Here is a 25,718-nt window from a genome sequence, read left to right on the forward strand (position 1 = left end):
ATAACTACGCTATCAACATTTAATAAATAAAATGAGATGACGTATTCTAAAATTATAATTAAAACAATATAAATGAAGTAAGACAAATCTTAAAAAATTTAATGTCGGCGAGTGAGGCAAAATAATGATAGTGCTATGGTTTTTATTAATTATTATTCTAAGTGTGCTTACTAAATGGCACGCGAATTATTTAATGAAACAGCAAAAATATTATATTACAAAATTAATAGTCACTATATCATGCGCGATTCAGTTGATATTTATTTACGCTTTAGTCAAAGAAATAATAAGATATTTAACGCAGATATTGAATGTATTTTATCGATAGAAACAATAGATGAGGTGAATTTATGAAGATATACAGTCAAGGTGATCAAGCCATTGTGGTTTCTATAGAAAAAGAGGTTTCTAAGGATTTAACTGAAGACCTACTAGCATTAAAAACATATCTTGTTAATAAAAACTATCCATTTATTACAGAAATTGTACCGACAGAGTCTGATATGATGATTTGCTATGATGCGCGAGATATGATTAAACATCACAACATAAAATCACCATTTCTATACATGAAAGCATTGTTGCAATCTGTAAAGTTAGAAATTAAACATGTAGAAAAAACGGCGGACCCAATACAAATACCTGTAGTATACGGGAGTGATTTTGGGCCTGATTTAGCATCTTTATTAAAATATTATGAAATGGATTTTGATAAATTTGTAAAATTGCATACAGCTCCAAACTACTTTGTGTCAATGATGGGATATTCTCCTGGTTTTCCCTATTTAACTGGTATGGATAAACGTTTATTTGTAAATCATACAGGGGGCAAAAAAGTCTTTATCCCGGCAGGATCAGTAATAATTGAAGGAAAAAAAACAGGCATTACTACAATTGATACGTATGGAGATTGGCTAGTCATCGGTTATACTCCAGTTGAATTATTTAACCCGCATCAATCAGATTTCACTACTCTAAAATTAGGTGATAATGTACAGTTTAACGCAATTACTGAGGAAGCACTGGATTTAGGAGGCTTTGAACCATGTCAATCATAATAGAAAGTGAAGGATTATTCTCTAGTTTCCAAGATTTTGGTCGTAAAGGCTATGAACATAACGGCGTGATTCCTGGAGGTGCTTTAGATCCACTCTCACACGAAATTGCTAATCGTTTAGTAGCTAATGATAAAAATGAAGCTACTTTGGAAATGACAAACAGAATGGCTAGTATTCGTTTTACTGAGTCAACTTTAATTGCACTAAGCGGTGGGAATTTTAAAGCTAAAACAGAACAATTAAAAGTTTTACCAAATAAACTTTATTTAATGGAAAAAGGAGACGTGCTTGAATTTACAGAAACTACACGTACTTCAAGAGTTTATTTAGCCGTAGGTGGGGGCTTCGAGTTAGACGAGTGGTTAGGGTCTGCATCTACAGACTTTATGTCTAAAATAGGAGGATTTCATGGTCGTAGATTAGAAAAAGGCGATGAAATCAACATGAAACGTAACTATACAGAACGTCATTATAAACTTTTTGAAAATCTTGAACATACGCACCAAACGAATTGGGGTATAGACGGTTATGCGCTTTCTTTTAACTATATGTCAGATGTGTTCCATGTCATTAAAAATAAAGGTACAGAAGATTTTGATCAAGATGCATTAAATCGATTCACTTATGGAGAATATAAAGTAACAAGTAAAGCGAATAGAGTAGGGATGTATGTAGAGGGACAGCCTGTTAAAGCATTTTATGAAGACATGCCGGCGCATCAATCTGTTCAAATCGGAACAATCCAAGTGAAAAGAGATGGCACCCCAATCATTTTATTAAACGATCACTACACACTAGGGAGTTACCCCCAAATTGGAACTGTTGCAAGTTATCATTTAACAAAATTAGGGCAGAAACATCCCGGAACTAAATTGAAATTCCAATTTATAGATATCGAAACTGCAGAAAAAAATCTAATAAAATATACGAATTGGTTAAACCAACTATTTCATGGAATTGAGTATAGAATGCAACTAGAGATGTTAAAATAGTTAACGTAGTGTCTTTATAGAATATAGTTGCGCACGAATGCAATACTACAATCACATTTTAACTCACATCAAAATTGAAATTAAAATCATATTACGATAGCTGATACTAATGAGACAAGTCTAAATCAAATTTTATAGAATGGTTTTGCTGTGGTATTTGAGCAACCATAACTAGAAAAAAGAATATAAGCGCTAGGGCTCACATATAAGTTTTGCTTTAAAAGTCTTATATAAATACATTAGCACTTCATTGCTTGAGAGCCAATACCAAAAATTGCCTGGGATATTGCTTATGTTCCAGGCTTTTTATTTAAAGTGTAACTAGCGTTTTATACGTATACTCATGTTAAATGGTTGTTTAACTCAATAGGTATAATCCCTCTTTGATTTAAATAGGTCCATAGTCTGATTAATTCGTCGCATGAAACACGTATAATTATATAGGAAATTTAATTTTTTACTTTAATTTAATCTTGTTTTCATACGCGTTTAACAATGCCTTCATAAAAGGTTTTGATAGGGGTTTTTTATGAAAAAAAGTGTGTTTTTACTTGATATTACTTAAGAATTGCTTTATATTTATTAATTGAACTATAATCGTTTTATTACAAAAATATTACATGGTAAAGTAGTAGTAAAAGCGATGTAAATAACAATCATAATTCTGAACAATAACGTAATTTACAATAAAACACCTATAATTCACAAATTTTTAGAAAATATTTTTAATTAATAGAATTAATTGATCATTGATGAAACAAGTACTCAGAAGTGAGATTTGGTTGAATTTAGCTATATAAATTGTAAACCATATTTTTATAAATTTTAACTTTCGCAAATAACGATAAAAGTATAGTTAGAAGATGTTAACTACGAACTAACAATGATTACAAATATATTTTATTGGACTAGGTACTAGGACCAACTTTTATTAATTTATATCGGGGGAACAAACATGAGTCTACACAAAAAGAAATTAACTCTTTTTGCGTTTTTTATCATAACTGTCTTAACAGTTACTGCTAAAACGTATTTTTCATACTATGTTGATTTTTCTTTAGGTGTTAAAGGGTTAGTTCAAAACTTAATCTTATTAATGAATCCATATAGTTTAATCGCTTTAGTATTGAGTATTTTCTTATTTTTCAAAGGTAAGAAAGCCTTTTGGTTTATATTTATAGGTGGTTTTCTTTTAACTTTCCTATTATACGCAAATGTAGTGTATTTTAGATTTTTCTCTGATTTCTTAACATTTAGTACATTAAACCAAGTAGGGAATGTTGAATCAATGGGAGGCGCTGTTTCTGCTTCATTTAAATGGTATGACTTTGCTTACTTTATTGATACAATCATTTATTTATTTATATTAATTTTCAAACAAAAATGGTTAGATAAACGGGTGTTTAGTAAAAAGTTTGTCCCGGTAATCATGGCAGCATCTGTTGCATTGTTCTTCCTGAACCTTGCTTTTGCAGAATCAGATCGTCCAGAATTATTAACACGTACATTTGACCATAAATACTTAGTAAAATACTTAGGCCCGTATAATTTCACAGTTTATGATGGTGTGAAAACAATTCAAAATAATCAACAAAAAGCGTTGGCCAATGAAGATGATTTAACTAAAGTATTGAATTACACAAAACAAAAAAGAACCGAGCCAAACAAAGAATATTTTGGCGCGGCTAAAAAGAAAAATGTGATTAAAATACATTTAGAAAGTTTCCAAACGTTCTTAATTAATAAAAAAGTAAATGGAGAAGAAGTAACGCCATTCTTGAATAAACTTTCAACTGGTAATGAAGGATATAGATATTATCCAAACTTCTTCCATCAAACAGGACAAGGTAAAACTTCTGACTCAGAGTTCACGATGGATAATAGTTTATATGGACTGCCTCAAGGTTCAGCATTCTCACTTAAAGGTGATAATACGTACCAAGCATTGCCAGCTATTTTACATCAACAACAAGGTTATACATCAAGCGTAATGCACGGAGATTATAAAACGTTCTGGAATCGTGACCAAGTATACAGACATTTTGGTATCGATAAATTTTATGATGCGACCTATTATGACATGTCTGAAGAAAATCTTGAAAATTTAGGTCTAAAAGATAAAGAGTTCTTTAAAGAGTCAGCGAATTACCTAGCGAAAGAAAAAGAACCTTTCTATAGCCATTTAATCACATTAACGAACCACTATCCATTTACGTTATCGCCAGAAGACGCGTCAATTGATAAGCCAAATACTGGAGATTCAACTGTAGATGGTTATGTACAAACGGCTAGATATTTAGATGAATCATTAGAAGAGTTTGTCAATGAATTGAAAGAGAAAGGCATCTATGATGATTCTGTTATTATGATTTATGGTGACCATTATGGTATTTCAGAAAACCATAACAAAGCAATGGAAAAATTATTAGGTGAAGAGATTACACCAGCTAAGTTCACTGATTTAAACCGCACAGGCTTCTGGTTGAAAATACCTGGTAAAGAAGGCACTGTAGATAAGACATATGCTGGGCAAGCAGATGTTATGCCTACATTGCTCCATTTGATGGGTATTGACACTAAAAACTATTTAATGATGGGAACGGACTTATTATCAAAAGATCATAATGATACAGTACCATTTAGAAATGGTGATTTTGTTACCAAAGACTATAAATATGTAAATGGTAGAATATACGATAATAAGAATAACGAACCGGTTACTGAAAAACCAAGCGATTTTGATGCACGAAAACAACAAGCTGAAAAAGACTTGGAAATGAGTGACGACGTGATTAACGGTGATTTATTGAGATTTTATGATAATCCCGATTTCGATAAAGTCAAACCATCCCAATATAAATACGAACCAGGACCAAAAGGACAAGAGAAAAAATAGTTAAATGATAAGCCCTCATTCCATTTAAATAATGGATGGGGCTTAATATTTTATCTGGCATTTTCCTCAGGTTGACTGAAACGTGTGTTTACATAACTATCTTACAAACAAAGATGAGCCGGAGACATAAGGTGCAATGTCTCCGGCTCATTTGTATTATTGGGGCAAGTGGACTGGTCTGAAAATGCGCTTATAAAAATGAATCATTCATGCGATTCACTTAATCTAAACGTTTATCCTAGTCGTTCTTGCCAAAGAGGACAATGAAACCTATTTAGAAAGTGTCATTTCTGTCTAGTTCTTCTTTCTTTGATATTGAAAGCAGGTGATTAAACCTAGAATGATATTTATTGCATACGTTAATAAATTAATTATCAATATCATAGCAGGCTAACAAAGCGTGTAATAAAACCCTCTAATTGAGCCCGGTTCTTTTGTTCAAGTATTGTCATAATAACCCTTTATCCAAGTGCAACATCTAAAATCATCATAATTGTAAAGCCTAACATTAAGCTTAATGTAGCTAAATCAGTGTTATTACTAGCTTGAGAATCTGGGATAAGCTCTTCTACAACAACAAATATCATAGCACCAGCTGCAAACGCAAGTGCATATGGTAACATTGGCGTAATGAATAGAACGGCTGCAGCACCTATAGTAGCGAATATCGGTTCAACAATAGCAGAAGCCTGTCCATAGTTGAAAGCTTTCCATCTTGAAGCGCCAGCTGCTCTAATAGGCATAGAGAGTGCAGCACCTTCCGGAATGTTTTGAATACCGATACCGATAGCTAAACCAAGTGCACCTAACAACGTTGCTTGCCCATTACCAGCTACTACGCCTCCAAAAGCTACACCAATAGAGAGACCTTCTGGTATATTATGTAACGTTATTGCTAATACGAGCAAAGTATTCTTATTGAGTTTTTTAGTTCCTACACCTTCTTGGTATTGGTTCGTATCTTGGGTGTTTGGGTGTATGTGTGGAATAACTAAATCTAAAGCGCGAATGAAAAAACCGCCCAATAAAAAACCGATAGCTGCTGGTGCCCATGCAAAAGCTGATCCTGCACCATAATTGATGGCGGGTTGTAGTAGAGACCAGAAACTTGCAGCAATCATAATGCCTGCAGCAAAACCTTGCATTGAATTAAGTATTTTATCGTTAACTCTTTTGAAAATAAAAACAGCTGCAGCACCTAATGCAGTAAGTAACCAAGTGATGATACCTGCAATTAATGCTTGGATAAAAGGAGGTAAATCTTGGAAAAAATCCGACATAAGCTACGCTCCCTTGTATCATTTGAGTTCAAAAAGGTGTATAATATATAGAACTGAAATTAAGTTTAACAGAATTCATTATAATTTTCGATATTAAAAAGGATGTTGGACGATGGAAGCCTACAAAATTGAACATTTACATAAATCATATGCCGATAAAATCATTTTTGATGATTTACATCTGTCTATTTCTGAAGGTGAGAAAATAGGACTCGTGGGCATAAATGGTACAGGAAAGAGTACGTTATTGAAAGTCATCGCGGGTTTGGATGAAGATTTTGAAGCAGAAATCTCACACCCTAATGCTTACCGCATACGTTATTCATCTCAAAAGCAAGAATTTCAAGATGATTTAACCGTTTTTGAAGCAGTATTAACTTCTGAAACCAAGACGCTTCAAGTGATACGCGCTTATGAAGCTGCCGTAGTACGCTATAGTGAGACACAGAGTGAAACAGATTTCCAAAAAATGATGCAAGCACAGGAAGCGATGGATAATTATCAAGCTTGGGATTATAGTGCTGAAATCAAAACGATTCTATCAAAATTAGGCATCAATGACACAGCTAAAAAAGTGAAAGCATTATCAGGTGGACAACAAAAACGTGTCGGGCTTGCGAAGACACTTATAGAACAACCTGACTTATTATTATTAGATGAGCCTACAAACCATTTAGATTTTGAGTCAATTAATTGGTTAATTAATTATGTAAAACAATACCCTCACACTGTATTGTTTGTTACACATGATCGTTTTTTCTTAAATGAAGTATCATCCCGCATTATTGAATTAGATCGTGGTAAATTAACAACATACCCTGGTAATTATGAGGATTACATTGCGCAACGTGCTGAAAATGAAGTCATTGAACAAAAACAACAAGCTAAACAACGTGCTTTATATAAACAAGAATTAGCATGGATGCGTGCAGGTGTAAAGGCACGTTCTACCAAACAGCAAGCACGAAAAAATCGTTTTAAAGATTTAGAGGAAGACGTCAAAAATCAACACCAACAAGATAAAGCTTCCTTAAATCTCGCATATTCAAGATTAGGAAAACAGGTATTCGAACTTGAAGATATATCAAAATGTATAGGCAATAAAACGTTATTTGAACATATCACCGAAATTATTAAAAATGGACAACAAATTGGTATTGTCGGTCCCAATGGTGCAGGTAAAACGACATTGCTGAATATTTTAAACGGTGATGACCAATCATTTGAAGGGGTATTAAAAGTTGGTCAAACTGTCAAAATTGCTTATTTTAAACAAACCGAAGAGCGCATGGATAGAGATATTAGAATGATTGATTACTTAAGAGAAGAGAGTGAAGTGGCTAAAGAAAAAGATGGCACGGCAGTTTCTGTTACACAACTATTAGAGCGTTTCCTATTTCCAAGTACTACACATGGAAAGAAAGTGTATAAACTATCTGGTGGAGAACAAAAGAGGTTATATTTATTAAAATTACTCGTACATCAACCGAATGTTTTATTATTAGATGAACCAACTAATGATTTAGATACTGAAACTTTAACGATTTTAGAAGATTATATTGCTACTTTTGGTGGCACTGTAATCACCGTGAGCCACGACAGATACTTTTTAAATAAAGTTGCTCAAGAATTTTGGTATATCCATGATGGAAAGATGGATCGTATCATAGGCAGTTTTGAAGATTATGAAGCGTACCAAAAAGATTTAGAAAAACAACAAGCGCAAGAAAAACAACAAACGAAAGCCAAATCAACGCATGAAAAGAAACAGAAAAAAGGTTTATCTTATAAGGAGAAAAAGGAATATGAAACAATTATAGAACGTATTGAAACAACTGAGCATAGATTAGAAGCAATTGAGCAAGAAATGGTAGAAGCAAGTTCTGATTATGCTAAAGTAAAAGAATTAAATGAAGAACAACAAAGACTCAATGCTTTATACGAAGCAGATATAACAAGATGGAGCGAACTTGAAGAACTAAAAGAACAATGAGGGATTTTATAACATGGAAGCAACGTTATCACATTATTTTGGCTATGACACCTTTCGTCCAGGTCAAAAAGAAATAATAACTAAAGTAATGGATCATCATAATGTACTTGGCGTTTTACCAACTGGTGGGGGAAAATCAATTTGTTATCAAGTACCAGGGTTAATGTTAGGCGGCACAACAATCGTAATCAGCCCTTTAATCTCGTTGATGAAAGACCAAGTTGATCAATTAAAGGCCATGGGTATTAACGCAGCATATTTAAATAGTAGTTTGACGCAAAAGCAACAAAAACAAATTGAAGCGCAATTAAAAAATGGAGAAATCCAATTCCTATATGTCGCACCGGAACGCTTCGACAATGCTTACTTTATGCGTTTGTTACAGCAGTTAGAAATACACCTGGTCGCATTTGATGAAGCACACTGTATTTCAAAATGGGGCCATGATTTTAGACCAAGTTACCAAGAAGTCATTCACAAAGTTTTTACTTTACCACAAGATTTTACAATTGTAGCGCTGACAGCAACAGCCACGATTGAAGTGCAAAAAGATATTATGGATCGCTTGAATATCGACAAACAAGATGAAATTAAAACAAGCACGAAACGTCGTAATTTAGTGTTTCAAGTTAATCCTACATATCAACGACAAAAATTTGTTTTAGAATACGTTGCAGATCATAGTAAAGAAGCAGGTATTATTTATTGTTCAACACGAAAACAAGTGGAAGAATTGCACGAAGCGCTTAAGAATCATAAGGTTAATAGCACTATTTATCACGCCGGTTTATCAAATAAAGAACGCGAAGCGGCACAAAATGACTTTGTATACGACCGTGTTCGCGTGGTCGTGGCGACTAATGCTTTTGGTATGGGGATTGACAAATCCAATGTGCGGTTTGTTATTCATTATAATATGCCTGGGGATTTAGAGTCGTATTATCAAGAAGCAGGCCGTGCAGGTCGTGACGGTCTAAAAAGTGATTGTATTCTTTTATTCAGTGATAGAGATATCGGTTTGCACCAGTACTTTATTTCATCATCGAAGGCAGACGATGACTATAAAGAAAAAATGGGTGAAAAATTGAGTAAAATGCTTCTCTATACAAAGACTAAAAAATGTTTAGAAGCAACCTTAGTTCATTATTTTGAGCCAAATGAAAAACTTGAAGAATGTGGCCAATGTAGTAACTGCGTTAGGGAAAATAAAACGTACGATATGACTAATGAGGCTAAGATGATTGTGAGTTGTATTGCGCGTATGAAGCAACGAGAAAGTTATAGTGTTATCATACAAGTCTTAAGAGGTGAAGATTCTGATTACATTCGCTACTGTGATTACAATCAATTGTCAACGCATGGTATTATGAAAAACTATACAACGTCAGAACTCAGCCATCTTATTGACGAATTACGATTTAAAGGGTTTTTAAATGAACATGATGAAATATTAATTTGTGATGTTTCTGTTAAAGAATTATTGAATAATGAGGTTGCGATTTACACGACGCCGTTTAAACGTAAATCAAAAGAAAAAGTAAATATTAATACAGTTGAAGGTGTTGACCGTGCGTTATTTGATGAATTGATTGATGTTCGTAAACAATTAAGTGAAAAATTAGACATTCCACCTGTGAGTATATTTTCAGATTTTACTTTAGAAGAGTTTGCAAAAAGAAAACCAGAATCCAAACAAGAAATGATATTGATTGATGGCGTTGGAAGTTATAAATTAAAACACTATTGCCCCATATTTTTAGATACCATCCAATCATATAAAGCTCAAATCTAATTGAGCAGATAATTGTTTTTCGAATATATAAACGTATATACTTACTTTTAATGATATTAAAATTTATTATTTTGGAATTATTGAAAAAGCGAAGTTAATTTGACAACTATAGGTATACTATGCGAATACAAATGCAATAGTTATATTGGTTAGTTGAGAATTAACTTCTTTTTTTATACTAGATTATAGAAATAATAAGATTAACTTGTTAGCAAATAGGTTATGTGATTAATATATGTATTTATTTTAAAGAGATAGTGAAGTGCTATGAATAGAGTGAGGGTGACAAAGTGATAGAATTTAAAAACGTAGTAAAACGTTATGGGGATAAAACAGCTGTAGATAATCTCAGTTTTAATATAGACGAGGGTGAATTTTTTGTTTTAATTGGTCCTTCAGGTTGTGGAAAAACGACCACGCTAAAAATGATCAATCGCTTAATTTCATTAACAGAAGGGTATATTTATTTCAAAGATAAACCGATAAGTGATTACCCTGTTTATGAAATGCGCTGGGACATAGGTTATGTGTTACAACAAATCGCATTGTTCCCCCATTTAACCATCAAAGAAAATATTGCACAAGTACCGCAAATGAAAAAATGGAAAGAAGCAGATATTGATAAACGTATAGATGAATTAATGGATATGGTCGGATTAGAACCAGAAGTATACAAAGATAGAAAACCGGATGAGTTGTCAGGAGGCCAACAACAACGTGTTGGTGTAGTGCGTGCTTTAGCGGCTGATCCTCCAGTTATTTTAATGGATGAACCGTATAGTGCCCTAGACCCAATCAGTAGAGAGAAGCTGCAAGATGACTTAATTGAATTACAACAAAAAATTAAAAAAACAATTGTTTTCGTAACGCATGATATACAAGAAGCCATGAAACTGGGTGACAGAATTTGTTTGTTAGACAAAGGACATGTCGAACAAATAGATACTCCAGAAAATATGGTTAACCATCCTAAAAGTGATTTTGTAAAACAGTTTATTGGGGATAAAGTGCCAAAAATAGAAAAAGATATCAAATTATCAGAACTTATCGGTGATTTAACGATTAGTGAATCAGAGGCAACACAAGGGTATCCAATTGTTAGTAGTAATCAATCAGTTAAAAATATTTATAGTGATTTGGCAAACCATGAAGCTATTATTATTGACGATGAAGCGACTGCTACACAACATGTGCTTAAACGAGAAGATATGTTCCAATATCTGTCGAAACGTGCGGGGGGTAGTGATAAATGAATGAATTGATCAATACGCTTTTAGACCGTAAGGGACAATTATTAACTACGATATTAGAACATATACAGATATCTTTTATCGCGCTACTTATCGCTGCAGTAATTGGTGTTCCACTTGGTATTTTGCTAACAAAAACAGATAAGATCTCTGAAATTGTGATGAATATTGCAGCAGTATTGCAAACAATACCATCATTAGCATTATTAGGGTTGATGATACCATTGTTTGGCATTGGGAAGGTTCCCGCAGTCATTGCATTAGTTGTTTATGCATTATTGCCGATATTAAGAAATACATATACAGGCATTAGTGAGGTAGATAGCTCACTAATAGAAGCTGCAAAAGGTATCGGTATGAAACCAGGGCGAAGACTAACGAAAGTAGAATTACCATTAGCGACCCCAGTAATTATGGCAGGTATTAGAACGGCTATGGTGCTTATAATAGGAACTGCTACGTTGGCAGCTTTAATAGGTGCTGGGGGTTTAGGTGATTTAATTCTTTTAGGTATTGATAGAAATGATACATCACTTATAATCATTGGTGCTATTCCTGCCGCTTTATTAGCGATCCTATTTGATTTAGTTCTGCGTTATATGCAAAAAATTTCTTACAAAAAATTACTTATTTCTCTCGGTTCAATGGTCGTCATATTGCTATTAGTTATTGTTGGACCAATGCTTGCACAAAAAGGTGATAAGATTACATTAGCGGGTAAACTTGGTTCAGAACCATCCGTAATTACAAATATGTATAAGATTTTAATTGAAGATGAAACAGATAACACAGTTGAAGTTAAAGATGGTATGGGGAAAACCACATTCCTTTTCAACGCATTGAAATCTGATGATATCGATGGTTATCTAGAATTTACAGGAACTGTGCTTGGAGAATTAACGAAAGAAGATTTAAAATCTAAGCAAGAAGATAAAGTATATAATCAAGCTAAATCGAGTTTAGAAGATAAATATGATATAACAATGTTGAAGCCAATGAAATACAATAATACTTATTCATTAGCGGTAAAAAAAGATTTTGCAGAAAAACATGACCTCAAAACAATAGGTGATTTGAATAAAGTGAGCGATCAGATTAAACCTGGTTTTACGTTAGAGTTTAACGACCGTAGTGATGGCTATCCAGCAGTTAAAAAAGCATATGATTTAAATGTTGGTAAAGCGAAGACAATGGAACCAAAATTAAGATATCAAGCAGTTGAAAGCGGCGATATTAATTTAATAGACGCATATTCAACTGATGCTGAGTTAAAGCAATATGATATGGTTATACTAGAGGATGATAAAAAAGTATTCCCTCCATATCAAGGCGCTCCAATGTTTAAAACGTCGTATTTAGAATCTCATCCTGAAATAAAAGCACCACTGAATAAACTGGAAGATAAAATTTCTGATGAAGATATGCAACAAATGAATTATGAAGTTACAGTAAAAAAACAAGATCCATATCAGGTAGCGAAAAATTATCTAGAAAAACATGATTTAGTGGATTAACTCATAGATATATACAAGTTCAATGAAACCTTTATTAGCTAGAAAATAAGCGGGTTCATTTGAACTTGTATTTATTTTTGGTGTACAACTCTGGTTTTATAAATAAAGGCGCATTGATTTTCAATAGGCATAAGGTTTATAATAGTTACTAAGTTTTGAAATTTCTGTAAATTTAAGGAGGCCCGAACTAACAATGAAAAAACAAATTGAACAATTATCAGCATACCAACCAGGCTTATCACCTAGAGCATTAAAAGAACAATACGGGATTGAAGGTGAGTTGTATAAATTAGCCTCTAACGAAAACTTGTATGGACCATCTCCAAAAGTAAAAGAAGCAATTAAAAATCATTTAGATGAATTGCAATTTTACCCTGAAACGGGTTCTCCGTTAATTAAAGAAGCAATAAGTAAGCATTTAAACGTTGATCCTGCACGTATTTTATTTGGCGCAGGGCTAGATGAAGTTATATTGATGATTTCGCGTGCTGTGCTAACAGCAGGGGATAAAATCGTCACAAGTGAGATGACTTTTGGCCAATATTATCATAATGCAATTGTAGAATCGGCAGACGTTGTGCAAGTACCTTTAAAAGAAGGCGGATTTGATTTAGAAGGTATCTTATCCGAAGTTGACGATAATACCAAATTAGTATGGCTATGTAATCCGAACAACCCTACTGGTACATATTTTACACATAATGAATTAAAAAGTTTCTTAGAACGTGTGCCAAGTCATATTCCAGTAATTATTGATGAGGCTTATGTCGAATTCGTAACGGCTGAAGATTTTCCTAATTCATTAGCATTACAAGAAGCATTCTCGAATGCCTTCTTACTTAGAACTTTCTCTAAAGCATATGGCTTAGCAGGTATGCGTATCGGTTATGTTGTTGCTGCCCAAGAAGCTATTGAGAAATGGAATATCATTCGTCCACCATTTAACGTAGGGCGTCTATCAGAACATGCTGCACTAGCAGCATTGGCAGACCAAGATTATTTAACTTCTATTCGTGAAAAAAATGCACGAGAAAGAACTAAATTTTTTAATTTAGTGAAAAGTGATCGATTAAACCCAAGTCAAACGAATTTCATTTTTGTGCATACATCTAAGCCACACGAATTATATGAAGCATTATTAAAAGTAGGATGTATTACAAGAGAATTTCCTAACGGTGTTAGAATTACAATAGGATTCCCAGAACAAAATGATAAAATGATTGAAGTTTTAAATAACTTTAATCTATAAAACTTTAAATATAAAAATAAAACGCTCAACGAACTCAAATATATTAACGCCATAGTATAGATATATAATTGCTGTAAGATTATATGAGAAAGCTATATATAAATTTGGTTTAGTTGAGCGTTTTTTGCTATACTGTTAGTGATTCATAGCGCAATAATGTGATAGGATACAAGATTAGCACATTAGAATAATTGAGGAATGAGATTTTAAAAGGGAGTAGAGTATTAGATGACAAGAAAATCAATTGCTATTGATATGGATGAAGTGCTTGCTGATACAGTAGGCGCACTTATTGAAGATGTAAATAAACGTACAGATTTGGGAATTACGTATGACATGTTAGATGGCAAGAAATTAAGACACGCAATGCCAGAACATGATGGCTTATTACATGAAATTTTACGCGAGCCAGGTTTTTTCAAAAAATTAAAAGTAATGGCACATTCGCAAAAAGTAGTTAAAAAACTTACTGAACATTACGATGTATTTATTGCTACTGCTGCGATGGATGTCCCGACTTCATTTCATGACAAGTATGCATGGTTAAGAGAATATTTTCCATTTTTAGACCCACAGCATTTTGTATTTTGCGGTCGCAAAGATATCGTTAATGCAGATTATTTAATCGATGACAATCCGCGCCAACTCGCGATATTTACTGGTAAATCAATCATGTACACAGCTTCACATAACGTGAATGATGACAGGTTTACACGGGTGAATAATTGGTATGATGTGGAGCAATATTTCTTAGGCGATAGTGAATATAACATTTAAGATAGACAAGATAAAAAGTAGTTATAAATCATTATCTAGAAATAGAAGTTTTTTATAACCAGTCAAATAGATATCAGTTAAACAGAAATTTAACTTTTTATAAGATATTTATTATCTAACTCAAACAAAGAGCGATGAAACAATCTGTAATGTAGATGTTTTTATCGCTCTTGTTAATGTGATAATAAGTTTAATCATCATATTGTTCTTTTTTATTAGCAGGCAAGGTTAAAATTTTAATTGCGTTAGGTATTATTTCAATATTAATGGGCGTTTTCAATGCAATTTCTCCATCGATATCGACCTTTATTTGAGGTTCAGTTTCTATGGATATCTTTTTAGATAAGAGATGTTGAATACCGTCTGTCATATGATTCCAATTCATGCTGTCTCTTTGTTTAAATATATCACTTAGGACGCTTGAACTATGTTCTTCAAAAATAAATAAATTTAAATACCCATCATTAGGAGAAAGGTCTGTTAAAGGTATGCGACTGCCACCTATGAATAAGCCATTTGCAACGACAAGCATCGCTGTATTACCATCAATGACTGTATCATCTACTGTCAATTTGTAGTCAAAGTGTTCTGGGTTAAGCAATGTTTTAACAGTAGAACTTACATAACTCAATTTACCAAAGAGATCTTTGTTACCGTTTTGAACATTTTCAGCATTTTGCACAATGAGTCCCAATCCCGCAAAGTTTAATGCGTATTGGTCATTAATTTTCATAACATCGTAGGATTGCAACTCTGATTGGATAAGTTGTTGGCTAGCGGTTTTATGACGTGGGCTTATGTTTAACGTTTTAACAAAGTCATTAAATGTACCACCAGGGATAATACCGATAGGGACATCCAATTCATGTTGCATGATGCCGTTTACTAATTCATTTATTGTCCCGTCTCCACCTAGAATAAAGATAATATCAACATCATCACTGTAACTTTGGTTTTTAATCTTTTGACAATATTGAATAATATCTCCTTCATTTTCACTTAATTGTATAGAAAGATGTTTGCAAAATGTAGTTAACGACGTTGCAACATCTCCTAATCCTCTATAAATATCTTTAATACCGCTTTGTTCATGGTAAAATAAGACACCGTGTTTGAATTTATTACTTTCCAATTGAGTCACCATATTCCTTTGAATTTTGCTTTCTCCTAAACTTTACCCCAAATTTACTAGATGTAAATATAAAAAGAAGGAGCAGGTCAAAAATCATTTTAGGAAAAAGTGATTTTTGTACCGCTCCCTCGAACTTATTATTTAATGCCACGCATGCCTTTTACAATTTTTGGTACAAAAGCTAAAATAATTAAGCTGACTACGATTGCGATGCAACCTAAGAGTAAGAAATAGTTTTTGTAACCAAGGGGATCAATTAATTTAACTAAAGTTCCGTTAATTGCTTGAGCACAAGCATTAGTTAATAACCATAAGCTCATCATTTGTGTGTTGAAAGCTTTTGGTGCAAGTTTTACTGCTGCACTGTTACCAGTTGGTGATAAACATAGCTCACCAATGACACAAATGATATAAGATAAAATAACCCAGTTAACGCTGATCGATGCACCGCCTGAAGCATGACCGATAGAGCCAATCATTATGTAAGAAGCGCCGGCTAACAGTGCACCTAAAACAAATTTTGTTGCAAGACTTGGTTGGCGTCGAGCCATTTTAGCCCATATGAGTGAAACAACTGGCGCGAGCAACACGATAAATAATGGGTTAATGGATTGGAAAAGTGCAGGACCAAAGTCTGCTGTCCATCCAAATATATTTAATTTCATATCACTGCTTTCAAAAGCAAATAAGTTAAGTACGTTAGCGCCTTGTTCTTGAATTGACCAGAATACAACACCAAGAATAAATAAAGGTATAAACGCAATAACTCTTGAACGCTCGTCATCAGTTACTTCTTTGCTTCGAATCATAATTGTGAAATAAATGATAGGTAACGCTACACCTAGTATAAGTACAGTTGTACTGACTAAGCTAAATGACAGTGTACCTGTTAATCCAGTAATTAATACCACCACTGCTATAATAACGATGATAGCGGCAAATAAAAGTCCATATTTCTTTTTCTCACTTTTGCTTAATGGATTTGATGGTTTAGTACCGATTGGCCCAATATTTTTTTTGTTAAAAAACATATACCAAACAAGTCCAAGTGCCATACCAATTGCAGCGATTAAGAAACCACCATGGAAATTACCAGTTTGCACGAATTGATCTAAGATAATTGGTGAAATTAATGCACCTAAGTTCACTGACATATAGAATATAACAAATCCAGCATCGATACGTGTATCTCTATCTGGATACAATCTGCCAACAATATTGGAAATACTTGGTTTCATTAAACCAGAACCTACGATAATGAAGAACATAGAAATAAATAATCCAGCAATATCTAAAGGTAAGCTTAAGAAAATATGACCAATAATAATGAGCACACCACCATAAAACGTTGCAGCACGTGTACCAGTAATCCTATCGGAAATCCATCCGCCAAGCACAGATGTCATATAAATTAACGCACCATATACAGCCATAATAGACTGAGCAGTGCCTTTGTCCATACCTAATCCGCCATCTTTAATAGCGAAATACATATAGAAAATAAGTAGGGCACGCATACCGTAGTAGCTGAACCTCTCCCAAAATTCAACAAAGAATAAAACGCCTAGCCCTTTAGGGTGTCCAAAAAATCCTTTCTGTGGAATAGATTGAACAGCTTGTTCATGGGCTTTATCTTGATTTTGCATAAGCAACATTCCCCGTCCTTTCTTGCTCCCAATAAGAATGTATAAAAATGATTTTACGCTTAATCAAATTAAATTGCAATAATATTCTCAAAACAACAATATTCAAAATATTCAGTTATTTATGTAGGGAATATAATAATAAATTTATATTCATATAAATTAAAGTTATTAAATAGTATAGTTACAAAAAAATAGGCAAAGCAAAAATGATTTTTTTGCTTTGCCTATTATTGAAGCTTGAATTGAAATTTATGATATAACGCTATATTCAATTTGACGCCACACTTTATATACCAATAATTAGTATACACCTTTCATTGCGCGTTTTACTATTGGAGAAATGAACAACAGAATAACACCAATGACTACGGCAACTAAACCTGAGTACATAAAGTAATCACTTTGATTTATTTTTGTGTATACAACAACAAGTTGAGCGTTAAGACCTTGAGCTGTGGCATTACTTAACATCCATAAGCTCATCATACGTGCAGTAAAAGTGAGTGGTGCAAGTTTCGTAGTAGTTGATAAACCGACAGGTGATATGCATAATTCGCCGATGGTAATTAATAAGAAACTTAATACGAGCCATAATGGATTGACTAACTCGTTACCCGTTGCCAACGGGATTATCATGATTAAATATGAAAAACCAGCGATAATAGCACCGTAAGCAAATTTATGAACTGTAGGTGGGTTACGTTTACCTAACTTCATCCATAATGTTGCAAACACTGGTGCTAATAGCACAATAAAAATTGGGTTTAATGATTGCGCCCATGAAGCTGGTATTGAAAAATCAATTAATCCATTGGTTAACACTGACATTTCTAATTGTGTTTTTTTATCAGCAAATGTTGCAAGTATCGTCGCTCCTTGTTCTTGAATCATCCAAAATGCAACAGATGTAATATATAATGGTACATAGCTGTATACACGAGAACGTTCATCTTTCGTAACATCTTTACTCACAATCATATTGATAAATATGTATATCGGTAACACAATCCCTAAAATTGTGATTAAGAAGCTAAAGTTACCTAATGTAAGTGCGTCGTTTAAATGTAGTATAAATAAATAGATTAAAAACAATACGATGACCACAGTAGTAATTAAGGTGAATTTTTTGATTTCTGGTTTAGTTAACGGTTTTGGTACATTACGACCTGCAAGACCTAGATATTTTTTACGTTTTAATGCGTAAACTACTAACCCGCAGAACATACCAATGGCTGCTGCTAAAAAACCAGCATGGAAACTGATTCTAGTTTGTAAATAGCCTGTGATTAATGGCGCAAATAGACTACCAAAGTTGATCCCCATATAAAATAAAGTGAACGCTGCGTCTCTTCTAACATCATTTCGTTCATACAATTCTCCGACAGTTGTTGAAATATTTGGTTTTAGTAATCCGGTGCCGGCAATAATTACGCCTAAAGCGATAAGTACAACTGTTAAATTATTCGGTAATGACAGTAAAATATGGCCAATCATGATGAGGAATCCACCGTAGAAGACCGCATTTTGGGTACCAGTAATTCGGTCTGCAATCCAACCCCCGATAATGCCTGACATATAAATTAACGTACCGTATATTGCAACAATTTGCATGGCAACGCTTTGTGGTAACGCAAAACCGCCATCTGCTACTGTGTAATATAAGTAGTAAATTAAAATGGCCTTCATACCATAGTAACTGAATCTCTCCCAAAATTCAGTGAAGAATAAAGTGCTTAGCCCTTTTGGATGCCCGAAGAAACCTTTATTTGGAATATCTTTCATAATTTCTTCGTGCGTATAATTAGTTTTCTTCATAATTTCCCTCCCCTTTAACGATTGGATACATTCTATACTGTATTTATTCAAATAACAAGTATAATATGAAATAAATTAAAATATATTCAAGGAATTTGATAGTTAAATGAACTGAGATGAAAAAAATAAGCCGAGACGTAAATCATAATGTCTCGGCCATAAATATTGTATAGTCAGTAGATGACTAAAATTAAAATGTAAACTATCTTTTCTAAAAACTATTTTTAACGTACTATTTTTTACTCAAGAGTCTTGGTTCTTGGATTCCTGATTCCTGAGCTAGTAGTGTTTATGCATGAGCCTAAGCGTGTGTAAGGGCATAACTTAACTTTCTGTTTTTAGCCACCTCTGCCGCGATAATCTCTCGAAACTAATTTAAAATATGAGTTCAATTTTGTTTACTTATTCATATTATTTTAACGGTTATCTATTTTCTCTGGGTAAAGATCGTGATTCATCAAACGATGTTCAGCCATTTTTTCGTATTTAGAGTCAGGACGACCATAGTTTGTATAAGGATCAATAGAGATGCCACCGCGAGGGGTGAATTTACCCCAAACTTCAATATAATGCGGATCCATTAACTCGATAAGGTCATTCATAATAATATTCATACAATCTTCATGAAAGTCACCATGATTTCTGAAGCTAAATAAATATAATTTTAAAGATTTAGATTCTACCATTTTAACGTTTGGTATATAAGAAATATAAATTGTAGCAAAATCGGGTTGGCCTGTAATAGGGCATAAAGATGTAAATTCAGGGCAATTAAATTTAACAAAATAATCACGGCCTTGATGCTTGTTATCGAAAGACTCTAAAACATCTGGGCGATAATCGAAATCATATTTATTGTTTTGGTTTCCTAGTAAAGTAATATCAGTTAAATCTTCTTGATTGCGTCCTTCAGACATAATACGCGCTCCTTTAATATTTAGATTTTTGTTCTTTTTTTTGAATTGTTAATGGTTGACGTCTTGCTTTTTCAAACATGTAATAACTTGCACCTATGATAATAGCGTAACCTAGAATGGCATAGAAATCTGGAGATTCTCCGAATAAAATAAAGCCAAATAATGCTGTGAAGATAATAGACGCATACGTAAATATTGAAATATCTTTAGCTGGCGCGAAACTATATGCTAAGGTAATACCAATTTGGCCAGCTGCCGCCGCTAGTCCAGCGCCTATCAAATAAATGACTTGCATAGTAGACATTGGTTCGAATGTGAACATTGTAAATGGAATGAGCACTATAATAGAAAAGAATGAAAAGTAAAATACAATTGTATAAGGTGCTTCTCTATTACTTAATGCGCGAACACACGTATAAGCACTTGCAGCAAAAATACCTGAGAATAACCCACCAATAGCTGGTATCATTGATGAAGAAAATTCTGGTTTTACAACGAATAACATACCAAAAATGGCTACAATCATTGCAATAAATTGATAGTTTCGAACTTTTTCATTTAAGAAAATTAAACTAAGTAGAATAGTCCAAAAAGGATTTAATTTCATTAAAGTATCTGCATCACTTAAAATCATATGGTCAATTGCATATATATTTAATAGTACGCCAATTAATCCTAGTGCAGAACGAGAAATTAATAATGGTTGGCTACTTAATTTACCAAAAAGCGGTTGTTTGTATTTAAAAATAAAATATAAAGGTATAAACATTGCAACTAAATTTCTAGCCAATGACTTCTGAAAGACAGGGAGATCTCCAGCTAATCTAAAAAAAACAGACATAAAGCTAAAGCCAATTGCAGAAATTAGAATAGCAATAATACCTTTCATTTTTGGATTCACATATATCGCCTCAATTTTAATAATTTAACGTATCTATATTAGCATAGTTAATTAGATTATGTATATATGCTTGAAACGAGAGAAAAAATATAATACGCTACTAATACGAACAAACGTTCTTTTTGTTGAGGTTGAAATGAGAAAAAAGCTCGAAGCTATTTAAAAGTATCATCAATTAAAAAATAAAATATATAAAACGCAATATACCACATTGAATGGATCAACGTGCGTACATCAAGGGCTACAGAAGAATTGAAAAAAGCAAGCATTGTGACTCTAAAAATGATAAAAAAATTTTTGAACAATGAAAAAATGATTTTAAGGTTGAATTGGTGCCATTTTCATTCTCTTTTCATCATTTTGTCATAAATTAAAGGCTTTTAATCAGTCGATGAGTTATGTATAATGAAACACATAATATAGTATTACTGTTAGAGACGAAACACTATATATTGTGTTTCAATAGACAGTCAATTTATTTATAATAAATCAAATTTAAAGTAAAATCACACAGTTTTAGGCTTTGAATAATGACAAATAAGGCATTAATACTTAAATGTTGAGTTTTTACATACCTACTTAATAGAATTAAAAGTTACTATATATAGTGGTTACTTCAATCATTTAAAACATATTAATATTATACCTCGAAAGCCTTTCGATTTTCCATTTTACATATGTCTATTTAGAAAGAAGGTGATCCAATGAAAGTGGTATATTTTTCATTTTCCGGCAACGTGCGTAGATTTATTAAACGAACTGAACTAACTGACGTTATGGAACTCACGCAGAATAATTGTTCTGAGAGAATAGAGGAGCCATTCGTTTTGGTCACTGGAACAATAGGATTTGGTGAAGTGCCCCAACCAGTTCAATCATTTTTAGATGTAAATGAAGATTTATTAAAAGCTGTTGCAGCAAGCGGAAATCGTAACTGGGGACAAAATTTCGCGAAAGCTGGACGATCTATTTCGGAACGCTATCAAGTTCCATTGCTATTGAAGTTTGAAGTACAAGGTACAGCAAATGATGTAAATGAATTTAAAGAGAAGGTGGGTAATTTCAATGAAGATTATGGACGAGAAGAAATACAATCATATTGAATTAAATAATGAGGTTACAAAGCGTAAAGAGAATGGTTTCTTTAATTTAGAAAAAGATCAAGAAGCGTTAGCAGTTTATTTAGAAGAAATTCAAGATAAAACAATTTATTTTGATAGTGAAATTGAACGCCTTCGTTATCTTGTAGATAATGACTTTTATTTTGATGTTTTCGAAAAATACGCTGAAGCAGATTTGGTGGAAATTACAGATTATGCTAAAAGTATCCCGTTTCGTTTTGCAAGCTATATGTCAGCTAGTAAATTCTTTAAAGATTATGCATTAAGAACAAATGACAAATCTCAATTCTTAGAAGATTACAAGCAACATGTTGTCATTGTCGCGCTTTATTTAGCAAATGGACATAAACCTACAGCTAGACAACTTATTTCAGCTATGATTGAACAACGTTATCAACCAGCAACACCTACATTTTTAAATGCTGGTCGTGCGCGTCGTGGTGAACTCGTATCATGTTTCTTATTGGAAGTAGATGATAGTTTAAATTCAATTAACTTTATCGATTCCACAGCTAAACAATTGAGTAAAATTGGTGGCGGCGTTGCGATTAACTTATCTAAATTACGTGCAAGAGGTGAAGCGATTAAAGGCATTAAAGGCGTAGCCAAAGGTGTCTTACCAGTTGCAAAATCTCTTGAAGGCGGCTTTAGTTATGCAGATCAATTAGGCCAACGTCCCGGTGCGGGTGCTGTATATTTAAATATCTTCCACTACGATGTTGAAGAATTTTTAGATACTAAAAAAGTGAACGCAGATGAAGACTTACGTTTATCAACGATTTCTACTGGATTAATCGTACCTTCAAAATTCTTTGACTTAGCTAAAGAAGGTAAAGATTTTCATATGTTCGCGCCGCATACAGTTTACAATGAGTACGGTGTTACACTAGATGATATTAATTTAGATGAATATTATGATGATTTAGTTGCTAATCCAAATGTTGATAAAAAGAAAAAAGATGCTCGTGAAATGTTAAATATGATTGCTCAAACACAACTACAATCTGGGTATCCATATTTAATGTTTAAAGACAATGCTAATAAAGTGCACCCAAACTCTAATATTGGTCAAATTAAAATGAGCAACTTATGTACTGAAATTTTCCAATTACAAGAAACTTCTATCATTAATGACTATGGTATGGAAGATGAAATTAAACGTGATATTTCATGTAACTTAGGTTCTTTAAATATTGTTAACGTTATGGAATCAGGGAAGTTTAAAGACTCAGTGCATACAGGCATGGACGCGTTGACTGTAGTGAGTGACGAAGCTGATATACAAAATGCGCCGGGCGTTAGAAAAGCCAATAGTGAGCTTCATTCAGTCGGCTTAGGTGTTATGAACTTACATGGCTATCTTGCTAAAAACAAAATTGGCTATGAGTCGGAAGAAGCTAAAGATTTTGCTAATATATTCTTTATGATGATGAATTACTATTCACTTGAAAGATCAATGCAAATAGCAAAAGAAAGACAGGAAACGTTTAAAGACTTTGATAAGTCAGATTATGCAAATGGAAAATATTTCGAATTTTATACTTCGCAATCATTTGAACCGAAATACGAAAAAGTACGTAAATTATTTGATGGTTTAGAAATCCCAACGCCTGAAGATTGGAAAGCATTGCAAAAAGAAGTTGAAACTCACGGTTTATTCCATGCTTATCGTTTAGCGATTGCACCGACTCAAAGTATTTCATATGTGCAAAATGCTACAAGCTCTGTTATGCCTATTGTAGACCAAATTGAACGTCGTACTTATGGCAATGCGGAAACATTTTATCCGATGCCATTCCTATCACCAGAAACAATGTGGTACTATAAATCAGCATTTAACACTGATCAAATGAAGCTAATTGATTTAATTGCAACGATTCAAACACATGTGGATCAAGGCATTTCTACAATTCTTTATGTTAATTCAGAAATATCTACACGTGAATTATCTAGATTATACGTTTATGCGCATCATAAAGGATTGAAATCTTTATATTACACTAGAAATAAATTATTAAGTGTTGAAGAATGTACGAGCTGTTCAATATAAAATGTAACTTTTGTATTAATGATAACGAGCGTTGATAAGAATGGAAATAGCATATGCTTTAAGTAGGTAAAGTTAAAGTGTATTAAGAGAATGAATTTCAAAGTAATATATACCGAGTTTTTCGAAATTTATTCTTTTTGCAAAGGGGAGGAAATCTAGATTTAAATTTAGATTTCTGCCCCGTTTTCTGTAAGTCACTTATTAATTAAATATTTACTAGATAGGGGAATTATCTAAATGAAAGCAGTCAATTGGAATACTCAAGAAGATATGACAAATATGTTTTGGCGACAAAATATTTCACAAATGTGGGTAGAAACTGAGTTTAAAGTATCAAAGGATATTGCAAGTTGGAAGACATTATCTGATGAAGAAAAAAATGCATTCAAAAAAGCATTAGCTGGTTTAACTGGTTTAGACACACATCAAGCAGATGATGGTATGCCTTTAATCATGTTACATACAACAGATTTACGTAAAAAGGCTGTGTATTCTTTTATGGCAATGATGGAACAAATTCATGCTAAAAGTTATTCTCATATTTTTACTACATTATTACCATCTAGCGAAACTAATTATTTATTAGATAAATGGGTGTTAGAAGAACCACACTTGAAATTTAAATCAGATAAAATTGTAAATAACTATCATAAACTTTGGGGCAAAGAAGCCTCAATTTATGATCAATACATCGCTCGTGTATCAAGTGTTTTTCTAGAAACATTTTTATTCTATTCTGGTTTCTATTATCCATTATATTTAGCTGGACAAGGAAAAATGACGACGTCAGGAGAAATCATTCGTAAAATTTTATTAGATGAATCTATTCATGGTGTGTTTACTGGTATGGATGCACAAAGTTTACGTAATGAATTATCTGAAAGTGAAAAACAACAAGCTGATCAAGAAATGTACAAACTACTAGATGAATTATATAAAAACGAAGTTTCTTATACTCAGTCGTTATATGATGATATTGGTTTAACTGAAGATGTGCTGAATTATGTGAGATATAATGGTAATAAAGCACTATCTAACCTTGGATTTGATCCGTATTTTGAAGAAAAAGAATTTAACCCAATTATCGAAAATGCTTTAGATACATCCACAAAAAACCATGATTTCTTCTCTGTTAAAGGCGATGGATATACTTTAGCGCTAAATGTTGAAGCACTACAAGACGAAGATTTCATATTTGAAGATTAAGTGAAAGTCACATAAATATAATTATAATAATTAAAAAACCCATCCTTTCTATTGGCTATTAATAGATTGGATGGGTTTTTATTGCAGATTATTCATTTATTAAGCTAATTATTTGTACAAACTCAGTAG

At 33.0% G+C, this 25,718-nt stretch carries 19 protein-coding genes; 13 read left to right on the forward strand and 6 right to left on the reverse strand.

Annotation, left to right across the window (positions count from 1 at the left end):
- The first annotated feature begins 174 nt into the window (after positions 1–174).
- The 4 genes from IEU88_RS11205 (at position 175) to ltaS (ending at position 4,946) form a co-directional block, all read left to right on the forward strand.
- On the forward strand, positions 175–354 hold the full coding sequence (locus tag IEU88_RS11205) for a hypothetical protein (protein WP_157772557.1): 180 nt from the start codon (positions 175–177) through the stop codon (positions 352–354).
- Positions 351–1,058 carry a 5-oxoprolinase subunit B family protein gene (locus IEU88_RS11210; RefSeq protein WP_096810718.1) on the forward strand — a complete coding sequence of 236 codons (708 nt, stop codon included), beginning with the start codon at positions 351–353 and terminating at the stop codon, positions 1,056–1,058. Before IEU88_RS11205 ends, IEU88_RS11210 begins: the two co-directional genes overlap by 4 nt.
- The gene (locus tag IEU88_RS11215) at positions 1,046–2,050 is read left to right on the forward strand and encodes a 5-oxoprolinase subunit C family protein (protein WP_103373317.1); all 1,005 of its coding nucleotides are present in this window, start codon (positions 1,046–1,048) and stop codon (positions 2,048–2,050) included. The genes IEU88_RS11210 and IEU88_RS11215 overlap by 13 nt, the downstream gene beginning before the upstream one ends.
- Positions 2,051–3,005: 955 nt before the next feature.
- Positions 3,006–4,946 carry a polyglycerol-phosphate lipoteichoic acid synthase LtaS gene (ltaS, locus tag IEU88_RS11220; protein WP_096810716.1) on the forward strand — a complete coding sequence of 647 codons (1,941 nt, stop codon included), beginning with the start codon at positions 3,006–3,008 and terminating at the stop codon, positions 4,944–4,946.
- Between the two features lie 461 nt (positions 4,947–5,407).
- Here the strand turns inward: ltaS and IEU88_RS11225 are convergent, their stop codons facing one another.
- Complete coding sequence (locus tag IEU88_RS11225) at positions 5,408–6,226, reverse strand: ZIP family metal transporter (protein WP_103372535.1); 819 nt, start codon at positions 6,224–6,226, stop codon at positions 5,408–5,410.
- A 112-nt stretch (positions 6,227–6,338) separates the two neighbouring features.
- On the opposite strand from IEU88_RS11225, the gene IEU88_RS11230 reads away from it, so the two are divergent.
- From IEU88_RS11230 to IEU88_RS11255, 6 genes are all read left to right on the forward strand, one after another.
- Positions 6,339–8,219 (forward strand): ABC-F family ATP-binding cassette domain-containing protein, encoded by a 1,881-nt coding sequence (locus tag IEU88_RS11230; protein WP_103372534.1) that lies wholly within the window; start codon positions 6,339–6,341, stop codon positions 8,217–8,219.
- 13 nt (positions 8,220–8,232) lie between these two features.
- Complete coding sequence (gene recQ / locus IEU88_RS11235; protein ID WP_103372533.1) at positions 8,233–10,011, forward strand: DNA helicase RecQ; 1,779 nt, start codon at positions 8,233–8,235, stop codon at positions 10,009–10,011.
- A gap of 290 nt (positions 10,012–10,301) precedes the next feature.
- A complete protein-coding gene (locus IEU88_RS11240) occupies positions 10,302–11,264 on the forward strand; it encodes an ABC transporter ATP-binding protein (RefSeq protein WP_103373362.1) in 963 nt (320 codons plus the stop codon).
- Entirely contained in the window at positions 11,261–12,775 is a 1,515-nt protein-coding gene (locus IEU88_RS11245; RefSeq protein WP_096810711.1) for an ABC transporter permease/substrate-binding protein, read from the forward strand. The genes IEU88_RS11240 and IEU88_RS11245 overlap by 4 nt, the downstream gene beginning before the upstream one ends.
- A 193-nt stretch (positions 12,776–12,968) precedes the next feature.
- Positions 12,969–14,024, forward strand: a complete 1,056-nt coding sequence (gene hisC, locus IEU88_RS11250) for a histidinol-phosphate transaminase (protein ID WP_096810710.1) — start codon at positions 12,969–12,971, stop codon at positions 14,022–14,024.
- 228 nt (positions 14,025–14,252) lie between these two features.
- Positions 14,253–14,801 carry a 5' nucleotidase, NT5C type gene (locus IEU88_RS11255; protein ID WP_096810709.1) on the forward strand — a complete coding sequence of 183 codons (549 nt, stop codon included), beginning with the start codon at positions 14,253–14,255 and terminating at the stop codon, positions 14,799–14,801.
- Between the two features lie 190 nt (positions 14,802–14,991).
- Here the strand turns inward: IEU88_RS11255 and IEU88_RS11260 are convergent, their stop codons facing one another.
- The 5 genes from IEU88_RS11260 to IEU88_RS11280 form a co-directional block, all read right to left on the reverse strand.
- Positions 14,992–15,933, reverse strand: a complete 942-nt coding sequence (locus tag IEU88_RS11260) for a diacylglycerol/lipid kinase family protein (protein WP_096810708.1) — start codon at positions 15,931–15,933, stop codon at positions 14,992–14,994.
- Positions 15,934–16,070: 137 nt separating this feature from the next.
- Complete coding sequence (locus IEU88_RS11265; protein WP_096810707.1) at positions 16,071–17,579, reverse strand: peptide MFS transporter; 1,509 nt, start codon at positions 17,577–17,579, stop codon at positions 16,071–16,073.
- A 300-nt stretch (positions 17,580–17,879) separates the two neighbouring features.
- Positions 17,880–19,394, reverse strand: a complete 1,515-nt coding sequence (locus IEU88_RS11270; RefSeq protein ID WP_096810706.1) for a peptide MFS transporter — start codon at positions 19,392–19,394, stop codon at positions 17,880–17,882.
- A gap of 416 nt (positions 19,395–19,810) precedes the next feature.
- Positions 19,811–20,311, reverse strand: a complete 501-nt coding sequence (gene queF, locus IEU88_RS11275) for a preQ(1) synthase (RefSeq protein WP_096810705.1) — start codon at positions 20,309–20,311, stop codon at positions 19,811–19,813.
- A gap of 13 nt (positions 20,312–20,324) precedes the next feature.
- Entirely contained in the window at positions 20,325–21,212 is an 888-nt protein-coding gene (locus IEU88_RS11280; protein ID WP_096810704.1) for a DMT family transporter, read from the reverse strand.
- A 704-nt stretch (positions 21,213–21,916) separates the two neighbouring features.
- Between IEU88_RS11280 and nrdI the strand changes: the two genes are divergently transcribed.
- The 3 genes from nrdI (at position 21,917) to nrdF (ending at position 25,589) form a co-directional block, all read left to right on the forward strand.
- Positions 21,917–22,315, forward strand: a complete 399-nt coding sequence (nrdI, locus tag IEU88_RS11285; protein WP_096810703.1) for a class Ib ribonucleoside-diphosphate reductase assembly flavoprotein NrdI — start codon at positions 21,917–21,919, stop codon at positions 22,313–22,315.
- Positions 22,278–24,383: a class 1b ribonucleoside-diphosphate reductase subunit alpha gene (nrdE, locus tag IEU88_RS11290; RefSeq protein ID WP_103373371.1), complete on the forward strand. Its 2,106-nt coding sequence runs from the start codon at positions 22,278–22,280 to the stop codon at positions 24,381–24,383. The genes nrdI and nrdE overlap by 38 nt, the downstream gene beginning before the upstream one ends.
- Positions 24,384–24,620: 237 nt before the next feature.
- Positions 24,621–25,589 carry a class 1b ribonucleoside-diphosphate reductase subunit beta gene (gene nrdF / locus IEU88_RS11295; protein ID WP_096810701.1) on the forward strand — a complete coding sequence of 323 codons (969 nt, stop codon included), beginning with the start codon at positions 24,621–24,623 and terminating at the stop codon, positions 25,587–25,589.
- The last annotated feature ends 129 nt before the right edge of the window (positions 25,590–25,718 follow it).

The organism is Staphylococcus nepalensis, from assembly GCF_014635045.1.
Taxonomy (GTDB): domain Bacteria; phylum Bacillota; class Bacilli; order Staphylococcales; family Staphylococcaceae; genus Staphylococcus; species Staphylococcus nepalensis.